Consider the following 22,075-nt stretch of genomic DNA (forward strand, 5'->3'; position numbering starts at 1 on the left):
GTATATATCGCCTGTAGGGTACGTTTTTATCTGTCAGTCGTGGCTGACGGTATTGGCTTCGATATATGCAAAATTAATGTCTTCGCCCAGTCCCGGGCGGGTCGGCAGGCTGACCATGCCGTGTTCATCCATCGGGTCGACCAGGCTGTTGAGATACGCCGCCGGTTCGTCGTAGTCGAGGAACGGGTGCAACAGACCACGCTCGTACCAGCGGCAGTTTTTGATTGCGCCGATCACCGCCAGGCTTGCCGCGCCGTTACCGTGAACTTCGCAATCCATCCCGAACGACTCGGCCAGATGCGCCACTTTCAGCGTTGGGGAGATACCGCCCACGCCGTTTGCCCCGGCACGCAGAATGTCGCACGCCCCGGCTTTGACCCAGTCCGCACGGCTGTGGTGTTTTCCGCCCAGACTTTCCGGCCCGATAATCGGGATCGACAGGTTTTCCGCCAGCCACACGTAGGAGGCCATGCTCTCTTCTTCCATTGGTTCTTCAAACCAGGCGAAGTTGAGTTTTTCCAGCTCTTTACCGATGTAGAGCGCTTCCGTACGGCTGTACCAGTGGTAGCCATCGATCATCAGGTCAATATCCGGGCCGACAGCTTCACGGACGGCGGCACAGGCTTTGACATCCATTTTCGGGTTTGGGGCGAAGGACACCGGCGGCATCCAGGTATGCAGTTTGATGGCCTTATACCCGCGTGCCACCAGCTTTTCGGCAAAACTGGCGTACTCTTCCGGAGTCGACAACCCGCCGGGCAGATCGTCGCCGCACATGGTGCTGCCGTAAGCCGGGACTTTGTCGCGGTAGCCGCCCAGTAATTTCCAGACCGGCACGTTGAGTTTGCGGCCAATGAGATCCCACAGCGCCTGTTCAACGAAGCCCAGCGCACGCTCGGTCAGTTGATGCGCGCTGCCGCGCTGCCAGTGCGCCAGATCCTGCCAGATGCGTTCGCGGTTAAACGCGTCCTGGCCGACCAGCACTTTGCGAAAGAAGGTGTTGACCACAAAGGGACGCACCACTTCCGGCGGCGCGAAGGAGTACCCTTTGGTGCCATCGTCTGCCGTGATGGTCAGCATCGCCATTTTGGCCATGCTTTCCGGCCCTGGATGCGAATGCCCGGCGCTGTCGGAAACACGACGCGTCGGGTACTGGAAGACGGTGACGTTTACAGATTCTATTTTCATTATCAGTCCTTAACACTACAGAGGTTCAGAGCGACTTTGTAATTTGAAAAGCTGTTTCGAAACTAACTTTAAGCGCAAAATTCGTCCGCTGCCTTAGACAAATTCCGCTAAGCATCGGCCATTTTTTGTGCATATGCACGGAAGGGAGTGACAGTTTTCACAAAAGGGATCTGAAATGTGATGTCGATCGGGACGGGTGTTTGAATGAAATGAAATGTTATTTCAAGTTGAATCAGATGCTGTCTGATTGCCTCACTCCAACCCTCTCCCACAGAGAGGGATCCCCAGTAATGTTTGTCTTTATTCAGCGATGACATTACGCCATTGAAATAAAAGACTACTAGCGGCTCCATGGTCCGGCTGAAAATCGCCGAAGCGTTTCCTGTAGGCCGGGGCGAGGCGCATGGATGCGCCGCGAGGGCGCGACTTGCATGGACGCTGCATCGCGCCCGACCCGAAAGCCGAAAGGAATAAGCTGAGGGTATCGCGTAGCGACGATTTTCTTGCCGGGAGCCCGGGTCGCCAGGGTGGTGGCGGTGAGCCACCCTGGCACGTTCACCGGTAATGTGGTGACAGAGTAGCAAGGAACATAAAGTGAACGGAATGACCACCTCAGCCGTATGTTCCCCCTCACCCCAACCCTCTCCCCAAAAGGGAGAGGGAGAAGTACAGAAGTTACGCTATGGTCACTTTGCTATCCAGATACACATCCTGAACCGCATTAATCAACTTCACGCCATCGGCCATCGATTTCTTAAAGGCCTTACGGCCGAGGATCAACCCCATGCCGCCCGCACGTTTATTGATCACCGCCGTGCGCACCGCATCTGACAGATCCGTTTCACCACCTGCCGCACCGCCGGAGTTAATCAACCCCGCGCGGCCCATATAGCAGTTTGCCAGCTGGTAGCGCACCAGATCGATCGGATTATCGGTGGTCAGTTTGCTGTACACACGGTCATCGGTATAACCGAAATTCACCGCCTTATAGCCGCCGTTATTCTCGGCCATTTTCTGCTTCACGATATCCGCACCAATGGTTGCCGCCAGATGGTTTGCCTGGCCGGTCAAGTCAGCGGAAACGTGGTAATCCACACCGTCTTTCTTGAACGCGTTGTTTCGCAGATAGGCCCACAGCACGGTCACCATGCCCAGCTCATGCGCACGCTCAAAGGCGGCAGAAATCTCTTCAATCTGACGACGAGACTGCTCAGAGCCAAAATAGATGGTCGCCCCTACCGCCACAGCGCCCATGTTGAAGGCCTGCTCGACGCTGGCGTACAGCGTCTGGTCATATTCGGTTGGGTAGCTCAGGGTTTCGTTGTGGTTCAACTTGACCAGGAAAGGAATGCGGTGCGCATAGCGGCGGGACACCGAGGCCAGCACGCCGTAAGTCGACGCTACACAGTTACAGCCCGCTTCAATCGCCAGCTCGACAATGTTCTTCGGATCGAAATAGAGCGGATTAGCCGCGAAGGATGCCCCCGCAGAGTGCTCTACGCCCTGGTCAACCGGCAGAATGGAGAGATACCCGGTTCCACCCAGACGCCCGGTATTGTAGAGCGTCTGCATGTTTCGCAGTACGGCTGGCGGGCGGTTGTTGTCTATCATCACGCGGTCGACATAGTCGTGGCCGGGCAGATAGAGATGGTCGGCTGGAATGGTCATACAACGATGCTGTAAAAGGCTGTCGGCGTCTTTGCCAAGCAACTGCGCAATATCAGTCATAGTGATGCTCCCGTAATTCCGACGTCGTGTCGGTGAGTGATATCCAGACCCACATTTTTGCGGGCAGACTAAGCCTGGTACTGACTTAACAGATTTTCCACCAGTCGGGATTTTTTCAGCACAATCTGCTGGCTCGATTCGTGTACAACAAAAATGTTACATTGATCAAACAATCACCACAAAGGTATTTAAAAGGTATTATTGAATGGTATGTTAAAGGAGTACTCTCTCTGACATGCAGGATTAAACAATGAAAACGAAAGTCCAACTGTCATTCATGATGTTTGTTGAATGGTTTATCTGGGGCGCGTGGTTTGTGCCACTGTGGCTTTGGCTGAGCAAAAGCGGCTTTAGCGCCGGGGAAATTGGCTGGTCTTATGCCTGTACCGCGATCGCCGCGATCCTCTCGCCGATCCTTGTGGGCTCACTGACCGACCGCTTCTTTGCCGCCCAGAAAGTGCTGGCGGTGCTGATGTTTGCCGGTGCCGTACTGATGTACTTCGCCGCGCAGCAGACCCAGTTCGCCACCTTCTTCCCGCTGCTGCTGGCGTATTCCCTGACCTATATGCCCACCATCGCCCTGACCAACAGCATCGCCTTCTCTAACGTGGACGATGTGGAGGCCGATTTCCCGCGTATCCGCGTGATGGGCACTATCGGCTGGATCGCCTCCGGCCTGGCCTGTGGTTTTCTACCGCAGATGATGGGCTATAACGATATCTCTGATACCAATATCCCGCTGCTGATGACCGCCGCCAGCTCCGCGCTGCTCGGCGTGTTTGCACTGTTTCTGCCGAATACGCCACCGAAGAGCACCGGCAAACTGGACATCAAAGTGATGCTGGGGCTTGATGCGCTGATCCTGCTGCGCGACAAGAACTTCCTGGTGTTCTTCTGCTGCTCGTTCCTGTTCGCCATGCCGCTGGCGTTTTACTACATCTTCGCCAACGGTTATCTCACCGAAGTGGGCATGAAAAACGCCACCGGCTGGATGACGCTTGGCCAGTTCTCTGAAATCTTCTTTATGCTGGCGCTGCCGTTCTTCACCAAGCGCTTTGGTATTAAGAAGGTATTGCTGCTGGGACTTATCACCGCCGCAATCCGTTATGGTTTCTTTGTTTACGGCGGCGCAGAGCAATACTTCACTTACGCCCTGCTGTTCCTCGGCATTCTGCTGCACGGCGTGAGCTATGACTTCTATTACGTGACCGCGTACATCTATGTCGATAAAAAAGCGCCCGCGCATATGCGTACTGCCGCGCAGGGCTTGATCACGCTGTGCTGTCAGGGCTTTGGTAGCCTGCTGGGTTACCGTCTGGGCGGCGTGATGATGGAAAAAATGTTCGCATACAAAGAGCCGGTGAACGGGCTGACCTTCAACTGGGCCGGAATGTGGGCATTTGGTGGGATCATGATTGCCGTGATCGCCGTGATGTTTATGCTGTTTTTCCGCGAATCGGATAAAGAGATCACCCCAATTGAGGTGGTTGATGGCGATACCGCGCTGACACAAGGGGAAGTGAAATGAAACACGAACGTGTTCTCGGTGCTCTTTACGGGCAGGCGTTAGGGGATGCAATGGGGATGCCATCGGAACTGTGGCCAAGAAGCCGTGTGAAAGCCCACTTCGGCTGGATAGACCGCTTCTTACCGGGGCCGGCCGAGAACAACGCGGCCTGCTATTTTGACCAGGCAGAGTTTACCGATGACACCTCAATGGCGCTGTGCCTGGCCGACGCGATTATCGAATGCGACGGGCAGATCAATGCGGATGTCATCGGCAAACATATTCTGCACTGGGCCGAATCATTCGACGCGTTTAACAAAAACGTGCTTGGCCCAACGTCGAAAATCGCGCTGAATGCCATCCGCGACGGTAAACCGGTGAGTGCGCTTGAGAACAACGGCGTAACCAACGGCGCGGCCATGCGCGCATCCCCACTAGGATGTTTGCTGCCCGCCACCCGTCTTGAACACTTTGTCGAACAGGTGGCGCTTGCGTCCAGCCCTACACATAAATCTGACCTTGCGATTGCAGGGGCGGTGGTGATTGCCTGGGCGGTTTCACGCGCCATCGACGGCGAGCGCTGGCAGAACATCGTTGATGCCCTGCCCGGTATCGCCCGCTATGCCCAGGAAGCGAAGCCCACCACATTCAGCGCTTCTCTGACCGCGCGTATCGAACTGGCGCTACACACCGTGCGCAATGCAAAAGGGATCGAATCCGCCAGCGAGCAGGTTTATCAACTCGTCGGGGCGGGCACCAGTACCATTGAGTCTGTTCCGGCAGCCATTGCGATGGTTGAACTGGCAGGAACCGATCCGAATCGCTGCGCCATTTTATGTGCCAATCTGGGCGGCGATACTGACACCATCGGCGCGATGGCAACGGCTATCTGCGGCGCGCTGCATGGCGTGCAGGCGATTGATCCGGCGCTCAAAAATGAACTCGATGCCGTTAACCAACTCGACTTTGGTCATTACTGCGAAAAATTACTGCACTACCGGGAGCAAAGGGAGGGCGTATGACGTCAGATTTTGCCCGTCACCTTGAGACATTACAGGCTACACGCCCGGTAACGGTGCTGGGCGCGGCAGTGATTGACGTCATTGCTGATGCCTACGCCCTGCCGTGGCGCGGATGTGATATCGAGCTAAAACAGCAGGGTGTGAACATTGGTGGCTGCGCGCTGAATATTGCCATTGCGCTGAAACGGCTCGGCATTACCGCGCAAAACGCACTGCCCGTCGGGCACGGCGTGTGGGCGGATATCATTCGTAACGCGATGGCAAAACAGGATCTGCACAGTGCAGTGGAAGCCGATACAGGCGACAACGGCTGGTGTCTGGCGCTGGTCGAGCCTGACGGTGAACGCACGTTTATGTCGTTCAGCGGCGTGGAAAACCAGTGGCAGCAGCCCTGGCTGGATGCGCTCGACGTACCGCCCGCAAGCCTGGTGTATTTATCCGGCTACCAGCTGGCGTCACCCTGCGGCGAGCTGCTCACGACATGGCTGGAAGGTCTGCATAACGTGACGGCGTTTATCGACTTTGGCCCGCGCATTGCCGATATCCCCGACTCACTGATGGCGCGCATTATGGCCTGTCAGCCCATTGTGTCGCTTAATCGCCAGGAGGCAGAGATTGCCGCCGAAAGGTTTGGCATGGATCCGGAGTCATTAGGCGGGCAATGGCAAAAGCGGTTCGCCTCTGCGCTGATTGTGCGTCACGATAAAGACGGCGCCGGGTATTTTAACGGGGAGGATAGCGGGTATGTTCCGGCCTTTCCTGCCACGGTGGTGGACACCATTGGCGCCGGCGATAGTCATGCAGGCGGTACGCTTGCCGGGCTGGCGGCGGGATGGAGCCTGGCCGATGCGGTGCAGCTTGGCAACGCGGTCGCGGCGTGGGTGGTCAGCCATCGGGGTGGAGATTGTGCCCCCACCCGTGATGAGTTACTCCTCGCACACAAAAACGTATAGATCGCTTCGGCAATAGCTGATGCTGTACTCAATGGGCCGGTGTTGTTGGTCAAGCGCAACCTGCTTTATCACCAGCACCGGTATTTTATCGTCCATTTTGATATGCGTCTGAAATTCGCTGTCCGGCATCCGGGCGCTGACGCGGGAACGAGTGCGCTGCGGAAAGATATTCTGACTGCGGAAGTAATCGTACAGCGAGATACCAATCGCATCCGGGTCGTGAATTAAACCCACCGGAACCCAGGATTCCTCAATCGACACGGCGTCGTCATCCACGTAACGAATACGCTTAAGTAAGAAGACATCGCTTTGCGGCGCAAGTGACAGCTGGCTGGCGACCTCTTCCGGGCATTTCACCACTCGCTTATTGACCCACAGCGTATTGGGCTTTTTCCCGCGTAACACCACCTGCTGAGAAAACCCGCGCGCCTCTTTGAGGGAATATTCAAAGATATTATTAATTTGCGTGCCGTAGCCCCGGGCGCGCGTGACCACGCCCTCTTCTTCCAGCGCCTGCATCGCTTTACGTACAGTAATACGCGACACCCCGGTCAGCTGGCTCAGATCGCGTTCGCCCGGCAGAATATTCCCGTGCTCCAGCACGCCACTGCGCACGGCATTTTTGACCGTTTCGGCAAACTTAAGGTACAGCGGCGTGTTGTCCGGCGCGGCGATCCGTTCGTTAAGCTGCTCGATTAACCGGGTATGCGCTTGTTCCATCTGTATTTTCTCAGGCGTGGTGTTTATTGCCAGTATACGGCTTACCACCATGCATGAAAATGATGAACCGGCCCAATACCGTGACCCACTTCCAGAGTATCGGCTTTTGCCAGCGCCGCAGAGAGCCAGGTTTTGGCTTCCTGCACCGTATCTGCCCAGGAATTATGTCGTGGGCGCAGCGCCGCCAGCGCCGCCGAGAGCGTACAGCCCGTGCCGTGCGTGTTTTTAGTCTGCACCCTCGGGGCGGTAAAACGCATTTCCCCGTCACGGGTAAAGAGCCAGTCCGGGCTTTCGGCATCATCGAGATGACCGCCTTTCATCAGTACCGCGCCGCAGCCCATGGCCAGCAGTGCGCTGCCCTGCTCTTTCATTTCGCATTCATTGCGCGCGTGCGGCGCATCCAGCAAGGCTGCGGCTTCTGGCAGGTTTGGGGTGATCAACGCCACCTGCGGCAGCAGTTTTTGTCGCAATGTCTCGACAGCAGAAACAGAAAGCAGCGGATCGCCGCTTTTGGCCAGCATGACGGTATCAAGCACCACGTTTTGTATCTGGTAACGTTTAAGCCTCTCAGCTACCACTTCGACAATATCTGTCTCCGCCAGCATCCCGATTTTTGTGGTGTCGATGCGCACATCGCTGAACACCGAGTCCAGCTGTGCTGCGACAAAATCAGGCTCAATGCGATAAACCGACTGCACGCCGCGCGTGTTTTGCGCCACCAGGGCAGTAATAACCGAACAACCATAGGCCCCCAGCGCCGAGAAGGTTTTCAGATCGGCCTGAATACCCGCGCCGCCGCTTGGGTCGGTTCCGGCAATGGTCAATGCATTAATCTGCTTCATGCCTGTTCCTCCAGGGTGTAAAGCGCATCGAGAAACGCGCTGGCAAAGCTGCCCGGGCCGCGAGAATGTCTGATGGCGACCGTTCCGGCGCGCTTCATAAACCCACAGGCTGCCGCCACGTTATCCAGCCGGTCACCTGGCAATGAACAGCTGGCCGCCACCACCGCCGAAAGCGCGCATCCGGTTCCCACAACGCGCGTCATCAGCGGATCACCCCCTGTCACCGTATGGGTTCGCAGCCCGTCAGTCACATAGTCGACTTCCCCGGTGACCACGACGATGGCGTTGGTCTGCCGCGCCAGCGCCTGCGCCGCGGGCAGCGCGCTTGCGGCCGTATCGGTGGTATCAACGCCACGACCGCCGGCACTCATTCCGGCAAGCGCCAGAATTTCCGAGGCATTACCGCGAATAGCAGCAGGTTTGAGCGCGAGGATTTGATGGCAAAAACGAGTGCGGAACGTCAGCGCGCCGACCGCAACCGGGTCGAGCGTCCAGGGTTTACCTGCGGCAACGGCGCTCTCTATTGCCCGGCGCATCGATTGCGCGCGCGGGGCGGTCAGTGTGCCGACATTAATCAGCAGCGCATCTGCAAAGGTGGCGAACTGTTCAGCTTCTTCCGCTTCAATGACCATCGCCGGAGAGGCGCCAAGCGCCAGCAGCACGTTAGCGGTAAAGGCTTGCACGACATCGTTGGTCATGCAGTGCGTGAGCGGGGAACGGGTTCGGAACTGATGTAAAACGTGTAAGTCGAGCAGGTCAGGCTGCATGGTTTCGCTCCTGCCTTGCGTGAAGAAGCGATGACCGGGAAGGCATCTGACTTCCCTACGCTGGCATTATCCAGATCAGGTAATACGGGTATTTCTCAGCCTTCACAAAGAAGGGCACCCCGAGTCAAATTACACAAAATGCTGTAACAGGGGCAGACTAAGGTAAGCGACACGTAATAGCAAGCCCTGCCCCTTTCGGCTACCTCAGTGATACCCGTGCTAAACAATCAAATATTTATCCATTATTTTTTGCTGCAACTATATTTAAATGCATACATTTAATGTTATTGATTTATGAGTAATTAAACGTTCATCCTGATTTATCCCGCTTGTACGACATCCAAAAATATTCATCAAAAACAACATATTATAAAAACAACTTTTATATGATCGTGGGCTTATCTAATAGTAACAAAGGTGATCCACATCAAAATGAAGACAGTCCTGATATTGGATAGTTGTCCTCCGTTATCAGTGTCGCTACTAAAGAAACACATACTCAAAAAGGTTCTACGATAATTTATAATATTTACGACATTCCTTACTCGTCATATTGATATTAATTCGATGAAATTAATCATATATAGCGCAATAGTGTCTATGTGCCTGGTTGCGACGGGCATTTTTATTGGCGTGATTTATTTTACGCAAATAAACCAGTGTTTACAGCTGCCAGGTAAATAAACGAATTGATTCTGTGTCGTTTCCAATAATCAAGGTCATATAATGAAAAAGTTAGTGATGATAGCCGTAACCCTTTCAACGCTGGCGGGGTGTACAAACCAGGCGGATCGGATGGCGAAATGCGAAGCGCAGGGCATCAGCCGTGATACCTGCTACCTTGCCGAGCAAAACCGGACGGCAGCGGTAAACGCAGCGGCTGAAAAGCAAGCGCTGGAGAATGTCACCGCCGCAGTACAACATGCGCAAGAAGCCAGGATCCACGATCCCCTGCGCGAAGCGTCGTTCTCAGCGAACGGACTGAATGCCACCCTTTCGAACGGCTTTTTTAGCGCAACGGTAAATGGTAAAAAAGCGACCGTTAAACGCCTAAATGCTAATTTTTATGAAATACATGGTAATGGATTTGTTATATCCATTAGCCTTGATGAGAACGGTATTACGGATGCTTCGTGGAATAAAGCCAAAGGACGCGAGCACGGACTTTTGCAGGTGACACAGAAATAACGAAGCGGAGGAGGCAATAAGCCTCCTTTTCAGGCAAAAAAAGGCACGATTTGTAACACTCTATCCCTGACTTTTACAGTCAGGCCGAAGTCAGTGTAACGCACTGTTTTTATTACTAAGAATTCACTACTTTCTTTCTCAAAACGAGGATATTCCTCCCCCTGAGCGCCATGTAACAAAACAGTAAACAAATTAACCATTGAGCCCCGTGGCAAAAGGCTCTATATTGGCGGCGTTTTTTCCAGGCCCCATCTGTTTTTTAACTTTTTATTCAATCGTGGCGCATAACGAAGCTGCGGTTGTAGGAGTGATATGATGACGGATAAAGTCCGTATTGACACCGTAGATGCCCATAAAAGCAACGAAACCTATCTGGCCCGTCAGGCCGAGTTTGAATCTAACGTCAGGAGTTATCCGCGCAAGCTGCCTTTAGCTATCACTAAAGCAGACGGCGTGTGGATCACCGATGCAGATAATAAAGAATACCTTGACTGTTTAGCAGGCGCAGGCACCCTTGCGCTTGGCCATAACCACCCTGATGTGCTGAAAAGCATCCAAAATGTCATTACCAGCGGCTTGCCGTTACATACATTGGATCTGACTACGCCGTTGAAAGACGCGTTCTCCGAATATCTGCTGTCTCTGCTGCCTGGTCAGGGCAAAGAGTATTGCCTGCAATTCACCGGCCCATCTGGCGCCGATGCTGTTGAAGCGGCACTGAAACTGGCAAAAAAAGTCACCGGCCGTAGCGGTATCATCAGCTTCTCTGGTGGTTACCACGGTATGACTCACGGCGCACTGTCCGTGACCGGCAACCTGTCTCCGAAAGAAGCGGTTGACGGCATGATGCCAGAAGTTCAGTTCATGCCTTACCCGCACCAGTACCGTTGCCCACTGGGTATCGGCGGTGAAGCGGGCGTGAAAGCACTGACTTACTATTTCGATAACCTGATCAACGACGTTGAAAGCGGCGTGCGTAAACCTGCTGCCGTTATTCTGGAAGCGGTTCAGGGCGAAGGCGGCGTGAACCCGGCTCCGGCTGAGTGGTTGCAGCGCATCCGTAAAGTGACCCAGGAACACGGCATTCTGCTGATCCTCGACGAAGTTCAGGCAGGTTTTGCCCGTACCGGTAAATTCTTCGCCTTCGAACACGCTGGCATCGAGCCAGACATCATCGTGATGTCCAAAGCTGTAGGTGGCGGTCTGCCACTGGCCGTGCTCGGTATCAAAAAGCAGTTCGATGCATGGGCTCCAGGTCACCACACCGGTACTTTCCGCGGCAACCAGCTGGCGATGGCAACCGGTCTGACGACGCTGAAAATCCTCAAAGACCAGAACATCGCAGGTAAAGTAGCTGCACAAGGCGAATGGCTGAAAGCACAGCTGGCTGAGCTGCAAAAACGTTATCCGGTAATCGGTCACGTTCGTGGTCTGGGCATGATGATCGGTATCGAGATCGTTAAGCCACACGAAGCAGCTGATCACATGGGTTGCTACCCGGGCGATGGCGAGCTGTCTGCACTGATTCAGAAGAAGTGCTTCGAAGCCGGTCTGATTCTGGAACGTGGCGGTCGTAACGGCATTGTGCTGCGTCTGCTGCCTTCTCTGCTGATCAGCGATGAAGAGCTGAAAATCTTCCTGGATAAATTCGAGCAGGCACTGCTTGCTGCGGGCGTTCGCCCGGCGTAACCGGAGTTATTGATTACGATGTCTGATTCAAACCCAATTTTGTTCTCCTCTGCGCAGAGCATTGAAGCTTACCAGCAGGCGATTGAACAAAGCACTCAGGCTGTGATGCAGTGGCTGAAACAGCCTGAGATGTACCAGGGCAAAACGGTCGCGGAACTGCGCGACCGTATTAAGCTGGATTTCAACCCGAAAGGGCTGGGCAATGACGCGGCGATTGAACGCGCCGTTGAGTTCTTCCTGAAAGACAGTTTGTCCGTTCATCACCCGCAGTGTGTTGCGCACCTGCATTGCCCAAGCCTGGTGGTAAGCCAGGCTGCGGAAGTGCTGATTAACGCAACTAACCAGAGTATGGACTCCTGGGATCAAAGCCCGTCCGCAACCATTATCGAAATCAAACTGATCGAATGGCTGCGTACCCGCGTGGGTTATCAGGCTGGCGACGCTGGTGTCTTCACCAGCGGCGGCACCCAGAGCAACCTGATGGGACTGATGCTGGCACGTGATGCGTTCTTTGCGCGTCTGGGCCACTCCGTCCAGCAAGATGGTCTGGTTGGCGATCTGCGTAAAATTCGCGTGCTGTGCTCCGAAAACGCGCACTTCTCCGTGCAGAAAAACATGGCGCTGATGGGCCTGGGTTACCAGTCCGTGGTGCAGGTGAAAACTGACGAATTCTCCCGCATGGATCTGACCGATCTGGCGGCGAAAATTGAGCAGTGCAACGCCAACGGTGAACAGATCCTGGCGATTGTCGCGACAGCAGGTACGACCGATGCCGGTGCTATCGATCCGCTGCGTGCGATTGCTGAGCTGGCGGCGAAGCAGAATATCTGGGTACACGTTGATGCGGCTTGGGGCGGCGCGCTGCTGATGTCTGAGCAGTATCGTCACTATCTGGACGGCATCGAGTTGGTGGATTCCATTACCCTGGACTTCCACAAGCAGTTCTTCCAGACCATCAGCTGCGGCGCGTTCCTGCTGAAAGAAGCGCGTCACTATGAGCTGATGCGTTATCAGGCGGCATACCTGAACTCTGAGTTCGACGAAGAAGCTGGCGTGCCTAACCTGGTATCCAAGTCTCTGCAAACCACGCGTCGTTTCGATGCGCTGAAACTGTGGATGAGCCTGGAAGCTCTGGGTCAGGAACAATATGCGGCGATCATCGATCACGGTGTGACCCTGGCACAGCAGGTTGCTGCGTATGTGAAAGAGCAGTCTGCTCTTGAACTGGTGATGCAACCTCAGCTGGCAAGCGTGCTGTTCCGTTTCCGTCCGCAAATGCAGATGGACAACGCGGGCGTTGCGCTGCTGAACCAGAAAATCGGCGATGCGTTGCTGGAATCCGGCCGTGCCAACGTCGGTGTCACCGAGCATAACGGTGTTACCTGCCTGAAGCTGACTCTGCTGAACCCAACCGTGACGCTTGAGGACATCAAAGTCCTGCTGTCTCTGGTTGAGCGTACTGCGCAGGAAGTTCTGGCGAAATAATACCCTGCCCCTCTCTCACAGAGAGAGGGGCTACTTCGACGCGTCATCCCCCCTCCTGTTCTGATCCACATCGTTCCTCTGGTATCTTCTGGTAAAAAGCTAACTCTCGCGTTTATTCCTTTGGGTATAGCCATAACCCTGCTGGCTATATCCCGAGCTGTAATAAAGCGCAGCGGATTTCATAATGTCGTTGAGGATCGTTCCTCTCACCTGCACACCCGCCTGAAGCAGACGTTTTATGCTGTTTTCGATCTCTTTCTCACTGGTTTTATGATAGCGAGCCACCAGCACGGAGGTTGCCGCATATCTGGCTATTAGCGCTGCATCCGTGACCGCAAGTACCGGCGGGGTATCGAGAATAATAAGATCATAGTTTTCATTCACCCATGACATCATTTCCCGAAATGTGTGACCCAGCAGCAGCTCCGAAGGAGCAGAAGGCACAGGCCCACAGGTCATAACATCTATCCCGCCTTTCTCGTAAGACTGAATCGCGTCCCGATACTCACACTTTCCTTCCAGCACGCTGGAAAGCCCAGTCTGGTTACTGAGCCCAAAGATATTATGGACGTATCCTTCGCGCATATCGGCATCGATAAATAGCACCCGCAGCCCAGCCTGGGCTGCGACTGCCGCCAGTGAGGTACTGACCAGCGTCTTTCCGCAGTCCGGCGTTGGCCCGGTAATTACCACGGTCTGGTTTTCTGCGTCCATCATGGTGAAGTGCAGGCTGGTTCGTAACCCACGTATTGCTTCAACAAAAATATCTGTTGGACGGTCAACCGGCAGAAATGGAATTTCCGAGGTTTTATGCACCCACCGGGAAGCAAACAGGCTTTTTCTTCTGAGATGCGTTTTTTTCCACAGCCAGACCGATCTTGGCAACGTTGCCAGCACAGGTCTTTCCTTAGCTTCAAGTTGCTCAGAAGTTGTAATGCCGCGCTGTACGCCTAAGCGAAACAAGACGCTACCTGTAGAGAGTATCAATCCTGTCAGTATACCGATGACGACGAACGGCACTTTTTTGGGCCAAACCGGATCGGGTTGGGTGACAGCTCGATCAATGATGCGCACGTTGCCAATTACGCTGGAACGAGAAATATTCAATTCTTGCTGACGCGTCAGCAGCTGTAAGTAGATGGTGCGGCCGGACTCGACATCCCTGCTCAGGCGTAAAATCTCCTGCTGCGTAGAGGGCATGGCTGAAACGCGATTGTTCAAACGCGTTCTTTCCTGTTGAAGCGTTTGGCGTTTTTCCCTCAATGCACGGTAGCTGGGGTGCTCTTTCTTAAATAACTGAGAGATTTCCGCCTCACGGAAGGTCAGTTCGTTGAGCTGATTCTCTACGTTGACGACCTGATCCAGAACCGATTTTGCCTCCAGCGATAAATCGACAGAGTCACGTTTCTCACGATAAGCATTCAGCCGCGCTTCGGCCAAATCCAGTTCATGACTGATTATGGGAAGCTGATTCTGCAGAAACGCCAGGCTGCGGGTATCCTGCGCTTCCTGGCGCGCAATATTTTGCTTAAGATAATTTTCAGCAACCGTATCCAGTATCTGAATAATTTTCTCAGGTTTTTCACCCGTCAGGGTTAATGTCAGCATCCCGCTTTGCTTGGCCGATTCGGCTACCGTCAACCGCTTGTTAAGAGCATTGATTGCCTCCAGTCTGCTGGATGTTTTCAGTTCAAACTTGTCCCCGGTCGATGCGGCGATATCGGTGACAAAGAGAGAAATGCCCTTCAGGGCGAAGGGTTTTCCGGTAATACCTTCAGCCTCAACGTTGTCGCCCTCAAGACGATAACGCCCCTTCTCCAGGACGGTCAGGATAAGTTTTTGCGGCTTTCCTTTGAACAGCGGGATATTCAGCCACTTCAGGGTGATTCCCGGCGGGGTGCGCCCCTGGAGTTTCGCCCAGAGCGAACCCAGCACAGGGAAATAATACGGCTTAACCTGCTGCGACAGTCTTAGCTGATCTACCGTCGCACCCAGGATCATACGTGATTTAAGCAGCTGAATCTCAGGCCCAGTGTCTGGTGTAAGATCCCCGCTAAACTGGCTTAAACTCTTGAGAAGATCGTTATCTTGCTTACTCTCTACCTGTATCAGGGCATCGCCCTGATACACCGGAGTGCTGATAAAAGCGAAAAACGCAGCACCAAGAGTGAAAAAGAGTGTGATGCTGAGGATCAGCGTGCGGTGATCGATTATCTCCCCAATGAATCGCAGGAGATCCACTTCATTATGTTCCGGCGCTGGTGTACTGTAATGACCTATTGTGTTTGTCGACATTAATGCTGAATTCCTTTTTGACCCAGGCGACGAGCCCATTCCTGACTGGCTTTCCCTAACTGATCGAAAACATACTCAAAGGCTTCATTGCTTTTCCTGTACGGATCGGGAATATCCTGTTGTTTCAGCCAGTGCCCAAACAGAAGTGATTTTCCACGAATTTCCGGGGCCATGGCGGCAATGAAGTGAAGATGCTGCGGTTCCATCACCAGAATAAGGTCGGATTTCTCCATCTGGCTGTGAGTCAGCCTGCGGGCAATGTGCCCATCAAGTGAAAGACCATGACGCCAGGCGACCTCCTGCGCAGCTTCATCCGCCGGATGCCCCTCCAGCCCATAGATACCCGCCGACGTGATCAATTTTCCAGGCAATTGCTGGCGTAAAAGCCGTTCCCCGATTGGGGAGCGGCATATATTTCCGGTGCAAACTACGAGTATTGAACGGAACATTATTGTGGCCACGATCTGATGTAACGAACCGTTTCGGTCAGGTCATGCACGCCCGTTATCGTCGGCACTAACTGCGCGATCACCCGATTCCAGCGCGACACCGGTGCAGTGGTGACATAAACAATATCGTACGGCTCTAGCTGAAATTCCGTTCCCAACACCATTGCCGACGCGTCTTGTGCATTAAGCTGATAAATATTGGCGATTTTGCCTGCCTTCCCGGTTTCGCGTATCGAGCGGATAACAAAAATGCCCGTTGCATCGGCCATATCCTGATTCAGCCCTCCGGCATTCCCCAGGGCTTCGGCGAGCGTCATACCGCTACGATCCATCTTCAGCGTACTCTGCTTAATGACTTCACCCATCACGAACACTTTCAGCGCGTCATTACGCGGAATAAACAGGATATCGCCAGGATAGAGCAGCTTATTTTGGGTCAGATCGCCATGCTGCATCAGGGCGTAGAGTGATATTCGTGAATCCTGGCCATTATGGGTGAGCACCACATTACGCCAGTCGGCGTCAGCAGACAGCCCTCCCGCAGCGTTAACGGCATCCATGACCGTCAGGGGAATATTGGTGATAGCCTGCTGACCCGATTTCACCACTTCACCCGTTACGTAAGCTTTTTGCGAACGGAAAGAGGCAACACTCACATCCACCTGCGGGCTTTCAATGACGCTATCCAGCCGCACTGTGATTGCCTCACGTACCTCTGAAACCGTTTTTCCCGCCACGTGCAGTTTGCCCAGGTAAGGATAGAAAAGCGTACCATCTGCATTGACCCAGTTACCTGTATCACTTGCACTACGGTACTGACCGGCGGGTGTTGTGAGCTCGGGGTGATCCCAGACGGTGACCGTCAGGATGTCACCGGTACCAATGTGGTATTCCCAGTTTTTGACCTGTTCATCCAGATTAGGATTAGCCTGAGATTTAACCGCGACGGGACGCAGTTTTTCGATTAAAAAAGGCGTTAATGGATATATATCTACTTGTTTATCTAAATCATTATTTATATCAAAAGGCGTAATACTATTTTTCCCGGTCGTCTTCAATGTTTGGCCAGGCGAAATTACGCATCCGGTCAGCTGACTTATCACGAGGAATATTAAAGAAAATGCTGTTGTTTTTTTCATTTATATAAATTTATCATCCATGCACGCAAAAAATGCAGCCCGGCGCACAAGCTCGCACGTCTCGCCACCTGTAATCAGCTGAGTTTAAAGTCATTACATACAAACGTTAAAGAAAGGTAAAAAAATAACGGAATCCCTGAAGCCGCCGCGAGAAAAAAATCAAACCGTAGAATTTTAAAAAATCTTAAATCCTCGCTTGCGAAAATGCACGTCATAGTCGTTACAAACTTGCATTAGAAATTCATTTTCAGATTTAATTAAATAAAACATAACAATGATGAATTATAGCGAGACACTCATATTCATATAAAAAATAACACTCCCCATCCGCACCACACAAAACCGTTCACTTTTGTTACATTTTTTTTCGAACATACTCGGCTATGGTACTTAGAATAGGCTTACTGCCGGGCTGTCAACGTAACAGCAGGCTGAATGTATCAGTAACGGTATAAATGGAGAAAAAATGGCTAAGCGTAAATGGCTGCTTCTGGGTGTAGTTATGTCTCTGGCGAGTGCGGCCTCTGCCGCCCCACAAACGGCGTCTGCCCCTTCTGGCATTAAGGCCTATGAAGAACAAGAGTTCATCGCCGATTTCACAAAATTCAAGATTGGTGACACGGCTCCGGCGCTATACCAAACGCCTGAGTACACCATTAAACAGTATCAGCTGCGTAATCTTCCGGCCCCGGATGCCGGTACCCACTGGACATACATGGGCGAAAACTACGTCCTGATTGGTGATGCTGACGGCAAAATCTACAAAGCCTATAACGGAGATATCTTCTATCACCGCTGATCCCCTTCTGATTCGACCGTGGCAGGAGAGCGATCGCCCTTTCCTGCGCACGCTCTACCTTCATGCCCGGCGTGAAGCCTGGCCGTGGCTGGATGCTTCCGAATGGCAGCTCGAAGATTTTGACGCGGCAACCCGCGACGAACTGATTTGGGTCGCGGTTGAAGACGGCCATCGGCTTGGCTTTGCCTCCATCTGGACGAACGATAATTTTCTGCACAATTTGTTTGTTGATCCGCGCAGGCAGAGTCAGGGCGTGGGGGCGTTATTACTGGAACAGGCGCAGCGGACATTTACCAGCACGGGAGCGTTGAAGTGTCTGGTTAAAAATAAACGGGCTGTTGCATTTTACCAGCGCCACGGCTGGCACATCGAAGCATCAGGGGATTCTCCGGACGGAGAATATTATTTGATGCACTACCGGTTGCGTTAACGCCGGGCTGCGCATCGCAGGCCCGGCTACAAAGCTTACACTGCGCGGAATGCAATCTCGCTCGGGATCACTTCGCCCTGCCAGTAGAGCTGTGCGGCAACACGGCCCGCCAGCTGGCGATACATATCAGCAAACTCACTTTCAGGGCGGCTCACGACGGTCGGTTTACCGCTGTCCAGATCTTCACGCAGCGTAATGTGCAGCGGCATCTGGCCAAGCAGTTGAGTGTGATATTGCTCAGCCAGTTTCTCTGCGCCACCGGTGCCAAAGATTGGCTCATGGTGTCCGCAGTTGCTGCAAATATGCATACTCATGTTCTCGACAATACCGAGTACCGGCACCTCAACTTTCTCGAACATGACGATGCCTTTTTTGGCATCAATCAGCGCGATATCCTGCGGCGTGGTCACCACAACGGCACCGGTCACCGGAATGTTCTGCGCCAGGGTGAGCTGAATGTCGCCTGTACCCGGTGGCATATCCAGGACCAGGTAATCCAGATCGGGCCACATGGTTTCCTGCAACATCTGCATCAGCGCTTTGCTGGCCATCGGGCCACGCCAGACCATCGCGTTATCGTCAGTCACCAGATAACCAATCGAGTTGGTTGCCAGGCCGTGCGCCATAATCGGCGCCATGTGCGTGCCATCTGGCGAGGTTGGACGTTGGTTTTCTGCACCCAGCATGTTGGGAATAGATGGGCCGTAGATATCAGCATCCAGAATACCGACTTTTGCCCCTTCGGCAGCCAGCGCCAGCGCCAGGTTTACCGCTGTGGAGGATTTACCCACCCCACCCTTACCAGAGCTCACCGCGATGATATTCTTCACCCCGTTCACGCCCGGATGGTTTTTCACCCGCTTGAGCGTGGCAATGCTATGGGTCAGCTTCCAGTCAATGGCTTTCGCCCCGGTGATGCGCAGCAGATCGGAGCTGCACTCCTCTTTTAACGTATCGAAGGCACTGGTAAACACAAACGGCATTTGCAGTTCGATGTGCAGCGTGTCATCCAGCCAGGCGACATGATGCAGCGCTTTCAGCGTAGTGAGATTGTGCTTCAGGGTTGGATGCTGAAAATTAGCCAGTATACCGGCAACCATTGCTCGTAAGACTTCCGGTGATTTGGCCTGGGATTGCGAACTCATCCCGACTCCTTTGTTCTTGTGAATAAGACCTTAGTTGAACAAGTTTACCTGAAAGGCCGCGGTTTGTGCTTACTTAATAATGCCCCATTTGGTAATATCAAAAACCCTTTTCACAGTTAAAAGAAGTAATGACTACTATGACTCAAGTCGCGAAAAAAATTCTGGTAACGTGCGCACTGCCGTACGCCAACGGCTCAATCCACCTCGGCCACATGCTGGAGCATATCCAGGCTGATGTCTGGGTCCGTTACCAGCGAATGCGCGGCCATCAGGTCAACTTCATCTGCGCGGACGATGCCCACGGCACGCCAATTATGTTGAAAGCACAGCAGTTGGGTGTTTCTCCTGAGCAGATGATTGCCGAAATGAGTCAGGAGCATCAGACTGATTTTGCTGGCTTTGACATCAGCTACGACAACTACCACTCCACGCACAGCGACGAGAACCGTGAGCTGTCGGAGCTTATCTACACGCGTCTGAAAGAGAACGGTTTTATTAAAAACCGCACCATCTCTCAGCTGTACGATCCAGAAAAAGGCATGTTCCTGCCGGATCGTTTCGTGAAAGGCACATGCCCGAAATGTAAATCACCAGACCAGTATGGCGATAACTGCGAAGTGTGTGGCGCAACCTACAGCCCAACCGAGCTTATCGAGCCAAAATCTGTGGTGTCTGGTGCTACGCCGGTGATGCGTGATTCCGAACACTTCTTCTTCGACCTGCCATCCTTCAGCGAAATGCTGCAAGCCTGGACCCGCAGCGGCGCGTTGCAGGAGCAGGTTGCCAACAAAATGCAGGAGTGGTTCGAGTCTGGCTTGCAGCAGTGGGATATCTCCCGCGATGCGCCGTACTTCGGTTTTGAAATCCCGAACGCACCGGGCAAATATTTCTACGTCTGGCTGGATGCGCCAATTGGCTACATGGGCTCGTTCAAGAACCTGTGTGACAAGCGCGGCGACACCGTCAGCTTTGACGAATACTGGAAGAAAGACTCCGACGCCGAGCTGTATCACTTCATCGGCAAAGACATCGTTTACTTCCACAGCCTGTTCTGGCCGGCAATGCTGGAAGGCAGCAACTTCCGCAAGCCTACCAACCTGTTCGTGCACGGTTATGTGACGGTGAACGGCGCGAAGATGTCCAAATCTCGCGGTACCTTCATTAAAGCCAGCACCTGGCTGAACCACTTCGACGCGGACAGCCTGCGCTATTACTACACCGCGAAACTCTCTTCACGCATCGACGATATCGACCTGAATCTGGAAGATTTCGTGCAGCGCGTGAACGCAGACATCGTGAACAAAGTGGTGAACCTGGCTTCCCGTAACGCAGGCTTTATCGCTAAGCGTTTCGACGGCGTGATGGCGGCCGAACTGGCTGACCCAGCCCTGTACAAAACCTTCACCGACGCGGCTGCGATCATTGGCGAAGCGTGGGAAGCACGTGAGTTCGGTAAAGCCGTGCGTGAAATCATGGCGCTGGCCGATCTGGCTAACCGCTATGTTGACGAGCAGGCACCGTGGGTTGTGGCGAAGCAGGAAGGCCGTGATGCCGATTTGCAGGCCATCTGCTCTATGGGCATCAACCTGTTCCGCGTGCTGATGACCTATCTGAAGCCGGTTCTGCCGCAGCTTTCTGCCCGTGCAGAAGCGTTCCTGAACACGGAACTGACCTGGGATGCGATGGCTCAGCCGCTGCTCAGCCACAAAGTGAACACCTTCAAAGCGCTGTATAACCGCATTGAGATGAAACAGGTTGAAGCGCTGGTTGAAGCCTCTAAAGAAGAGGTGAAAGCCGCTGCTGCACCGGTTACCGGCCCGCTGGCTGACGATCCGATTCAGGAAACCATCACCTTTGATGATTTCGCAAAAGTTGACCTGCGCGTGGCGCTGATTGAAAACGCAGAATTTGTCGATGGCTCCGATAAACTGCTGCGTCTGACGCTGGATCTGGGCGGCGAGAAGCGTAACGTCTTCTCTGGTATCCGTTCTGCGTATCCTGACCCGCAGGTACTGATTGGCCGCCAGACCGTGATGGTTGCTAACCTGGCACCGCGTAAAATGCGCTTTGGTATCTCCGAAGGCATGGTGATGGCCGCAGGTCCTGGCGGGAAAGATATCTTCCTGTTAAGCCCTGATGAAGGCGCGAAGCCTGGTCAGCAGGTGAAATAATAAAAAAGCCGGAGATAATCTCCGGCTTTTTTTTGGCCTTTTTACCGGGCAGCGGCTTCGCCTTACCCGGCCTGTAACCTACGCTTTTTTCGCGTGCTCGCGCACCGTCAACCCGCGTAAAAAATAACGCATAAACTGGTCGCCGCACTCGCGGTAATTTTTATGATCCGGGGCGCGCATCATGGCGGTGATCTCCGGCATCGACACGCGGAATTTCTGCTCGGTCATGATCGCCAGAATATCGTCCGTTTTCAGTGAAAACGCGATACGCAGCTTTTTCAGCGCCGTGTTGTTATTCACACGACGTTCCAGCGCAAGCTCAGGCGCAGACTCATCTTTGCCGCGCTTATGGTAAATCAGGCCGTTCAGGAAACCCGACAGAATGATGTCCGGGCAGCGCACGAAGCCCTCTTCATCTTCTTTGGTCATCCAGGTGTCAAAACCGGCGGACGTGGATTCCATATCGGCCAGCGCAAGAATGCGCACCATATCGTTGTTGTTTGCTTTCAGGGTGTAGCGCAGGCTACGGAGTATATCGTTACTGAGCATAGAGCCTTC

Annotated in this window: 20 protein-coding genes and 1 riboswitch; of the genes, 10 read left to right on the forward strand and 10 right to left on the reverse strand. The window is 53.5% G+C overall.

All coding sequences use genetic code 11. The annotated features are described in order from the left end of the window. Window positions 1-33: 33 nt before the first annotated feature. The gene (locus F3J30_RS04610) at window positions 34-1,188 is read right to left on the reverse strand and encodes a mandelate racemase family protein (protein ID WP_166716225.1); all 1,155 of its coding nucleotides are present in this window, start codon (window positions 1,186-1,188) and stop codon (window positions 34-36) included. Window positions 1,189-1,591: 403 nt separating this feature from the next. Between F3J30_RS04610 and F3J30_RS04615 the strand changes: the two genes are divergently transcribed. After that, on the forward strand, window positions 1,592-1,753 hold the full coding sequence (locus F3J30_RS04615) for a hypothetical protein (RefSeq protein ID WP_166716227.1): 162 nt from the start codon (window positions 1,592-1,594) through the stop codon (window positions 1,751-1,753). A 110-nt stretch (window positions 1,754-1,863) separates the two neighbouring features. Here F3J30_RS04615 and fbaB read toward each other — a convergent pair whose 3' ends face one another. Beyond that, window positions 1,864-2,916, reverse strand: coding sequence for a class I fructose-bisphosphate aldolase (fbaB, locus tag F3J30_RS04620; RefSeq protein ID WP_014070977.1), 1,053 nt, complete (start codon window positions 2,914-2,916; stop codon window positions 1,864-1,866). Between the two features lie 250 nt (window positions 2,917-3,166). On the opposite strand from fbaB, the gene F3J30_RS04625 reads away from it, so the two are divergent. From F3J30_RS04625 to F3J30_RS04635, 3 genes are read left to right on the forward strand one after another with little or no spacing between them, the layout of a single operon-like run. Continuing rightward, window positions 3,167-4,444, forward strand: coding sequence for a nucleoside permease (locus tag F3J30_RS04625; protein ID WP_166716229.1), 1,278 nt, complete (start codon window positions 3,167-3,169; stop codon window positions 4,442-4,444). Continuing rightward, window positions 4,441-5,445, forward strand: a complete 1,005-nt coding sequence (locus tag F3J30_RS04630; protein WP_166716231.1) for an ADP-ribosylglycohydrolase family protein — start codon at window positions 4,441-4,443, stop codon at window positions 5,443-5,445. The genes F3J30_RS04625 and F3J30_RS04630 overlap by 4 nt, the downstream gene beginning before the upstream one ends. Then, the gene (locus F3J30_RS04635; protein ID WP_166716233.1) at window positions 5,442-6,398 is read left to right on the forward strand and encodes a PfkB family carbohydrate kinase; all 957 of its coding nucleotides are present in this window, start codon (window positions 5,442-5,444) and stop codon (window positions 6,396-6,398) included. Before F3J30_RS04630 ends, F3J30_RS04635 begins: the two co-directional genes overlap by 4 nt. Here the strand turns inward: F3J30_RS04635 and F3J30_RS04640 are convergent. Genes F3J30_RS04640 through thiM form a run of 3 tightly spaced genes read right to left on the reverse strand, consistent with a single transcriptional unit; the run spans window position 6,372 to window position 8,727 of the window. After that, a complete protein-coding gene (locus F3J30_RS04640) occupies window positions 6,372-7,118 on the reverse strand; it encodes a GntR family transcriptional regulator (RefSeq protein ID WP_014070981.1) in 747 nt (248 codons plus the stop codon). The two genes, F3J30_RS04635 and F3J30_RS04640, sit on opposite strands and share 27 nt — an antisense overlap. Window positions 7,119-7,159: 41 nt before the next feature. Continuing rightward, window positions 7,160-7,960: a bifunctional hydroxymethylpyrimidine kinase/phosphomethylpyrimidine kinase gene (gene thiD, locus F3J30_RS04645; RefSeq protein ID WP_166716235.1), complete on the reverse strand. Its 801-nt coding sequence runs from the start codon at window positions 7,958-7,960 to the stop codon at window positions 7,160-7,162. Then, window positions 7,957-8,727, reverse strand: coding sequence for a hydroxyethylthiazole kinase (gene thiM, locus F3J30_RS04650; RefSeq protein WP_166716238.1), 771 nt, complete (start codon window positions 8,725-8,727; stop codon window positions 7,957-7,959). Before thiM ends, thiD begins: the two co-directional genes overlap by 4 nt. A 35-nt stretch (window positions 8,728-8,762) precedes the next feature. Continuing rightward, window positions 8,763-8,859, reverse strand: a riboswitch (TPP riboswitch). Between the two features lie 594 nt (window positions 8,860-9,453). Between thiM and F3J30_RS04655 the strand changes: the two genes are divergently transcribed. The 3 genes from F3J30_RS04655 to F3J30_RS04665 all read left to right on the forward strand — a co-directional run bounded on the left by F3J30_RS04655 (window position 9,454) and on the right by F3J30_RS04665 (window position 13,089). Beyond that, on the forward strand, window positions 9,454-9,915 hold the full coding sequence (locus F3J30_RS04655) for a hypothetical protein (protein ID WP_166716240.1): 462 nt from the start codon (window positions 9,454-9,456) through the stop codon (window positions 9,913-9,915). A gap of 312 nt (window positions 9,916-10,227) precedes the next feature. Continuing rightward, the gene (locus F3J30_RS04660) at window positions 10,228-11,604 is read left to right on the forward strand and encodes a diaminobutyrate--2-oxoglutarate transaminase (RefSeq protein ID WP_166716243.1); all 1,377 of its coding nucleotides are present in this window, start codon (window positions 10,228-10,230) and stop codon (window positions 11,602-11,604) included. Window positions 11,605-11,622: 18 nt separating this feature from the next. Further along, entirely contained in the window at window positions 11,623-13,089 is a 1,467-nt protein-coding gene (locus tag F3J30_RS04665; RefSeq protein ID WP_014070986.1) for an aspartate aminotransferase family protein, read from the forward strand. Window positions 13,090-13,188: 99 nt separating this feature from the next. On the opposite strand, the gene F3J30_RS04670 is transcribed toward F3J30_RS04665, so the two are convergent. The 3 genes from F3J30_RS04670 to F3J30_RS04680 are packed head-to-tail and all read right to left on the reverse strand — an operon-like array spanning window position 13,189 to window position 16,972. After that, entirely contained in the window at window positions 13,189-15,384 is a 2,196-nt protein-coding gene (locus tag F3J30_RS04670) for a polysaccharide biosynthesis tyrosine autokinase (protein WP_166716245.1), read from the reverse strand. Beyond that, window positions 15,384-15,833, reverse strand: coding sequence for a protein tyrosine phosphatase (locus F3J30_RS04675; RefSeq protein ID WP_211053097.1), 450 nt, complete (start codon window positions 15,831-15,833; stop codon window positions 15,384-15,386). The genes F3J30_RS04670 and F3J30_RS04675 overlap by 1 nt, the downstream gene beginning before the upstream one ends. Then, the gene (locus tag F3J30_RS04680) at window positions 15,833-16,972 is read right to left on the reverse strand and encodes a polysaccharide export protein (RefSeq protein WP_166716250.1); all 1,140 of its coding nucleotides are present in this window, start codon (window positions 16,970-16,972) and stop codon (window positions 15,833-15,835) included. The genes F3J30_RS04675 and F3J30_RS04680 overlap by 1 nt, the downstream gene beginning before the upstream one ends. A gap of 466 nt (window positions 16,973-17,438) precedes the next feature. On the opposite strand from F3J30_RS04680, the gene F3J30_RS04685 reads away from it, so the two are divergent. After that, window positions 17,439-17,771, forward strand: coding sequence for an RcnB family protein (locus F3J30_RS04685; RefSeq protein WP_014070990.1), 333 nt, complete (start codon window positions 17,439-17,441; stop codon window positions 17,769-17,771). Next, on the forward strand, window positions 17,716-18,201 hold the full coding sequence (locus tag F3J30_RS04690; RefSeq protein ID WP_014070991.1) for a GNAT family N-acetyltransferase: 486 nt from the start codon (window positions 17,716-17,718) through the stop codon (window positions 18,199-18,201). The genes F3J30_RS04685 and F3J30_RS04690 overlap by 56 nt, the downstream gene beginning before the upstream one ends. Window positions 18,202-18,236: 35 nt before the next feature. On the opposite strand, the gene apbC is transcribed toward F3J30_RS04690, so the two are convergent. Next, window positions 18,237-19,346, reverse strand: a complete 1,110-nt coding sequence (apbC, locus tag F3J30_RS04695; protein ID WP_014070992.1) for an iron-sulfur cluster carrier protein ApbC — start codon at window positions 19,344-19,346, stop codon at window positions 18,237-18,239. A gap of 137 nt (window positions 19,347-19,483) precedes the next feature. On the opposite strand from apbC, the gene metG reads away from it, so the two are divergent. Continuing rightward, entirely contained in the window at window positions 19,484-21,517 is a 2,034-nt protein-coding gene (gene metG, locus F3J30_RS04700; protein WP_166716253.1) for a methionine--tRNA ligase, read from the forward strand. 78 nt (window positions 21,518-21,595) lie between these two features. Here metG and F3J30_RS04705 read toward each other — a convergent pair whose 3' ends face one another. Beyond that, window positions 21,596-22,066, reverse strand: coding sequence for a DUF1456 family protein (locus F3J30_RS04705; RefSeq protein WP_014070994.1), 471 nt, complete (start codon window positions 22,064-22,066; stop codon window positions 21,596-21,598). Window positions 22,067-22,075 lie beyond the last annotated feature (9 nt).

This window comes from Enterobacter sp. Tr-810, from assembly GCF_011752765.1.
Taxonomy (GTDB): domain Bacteria; phylum Pseudomonadota; class Gammaproteobacteria; order Enterobacterales; family Enterobacteriaceae; genus Enterobacter; species Enterobacter soli.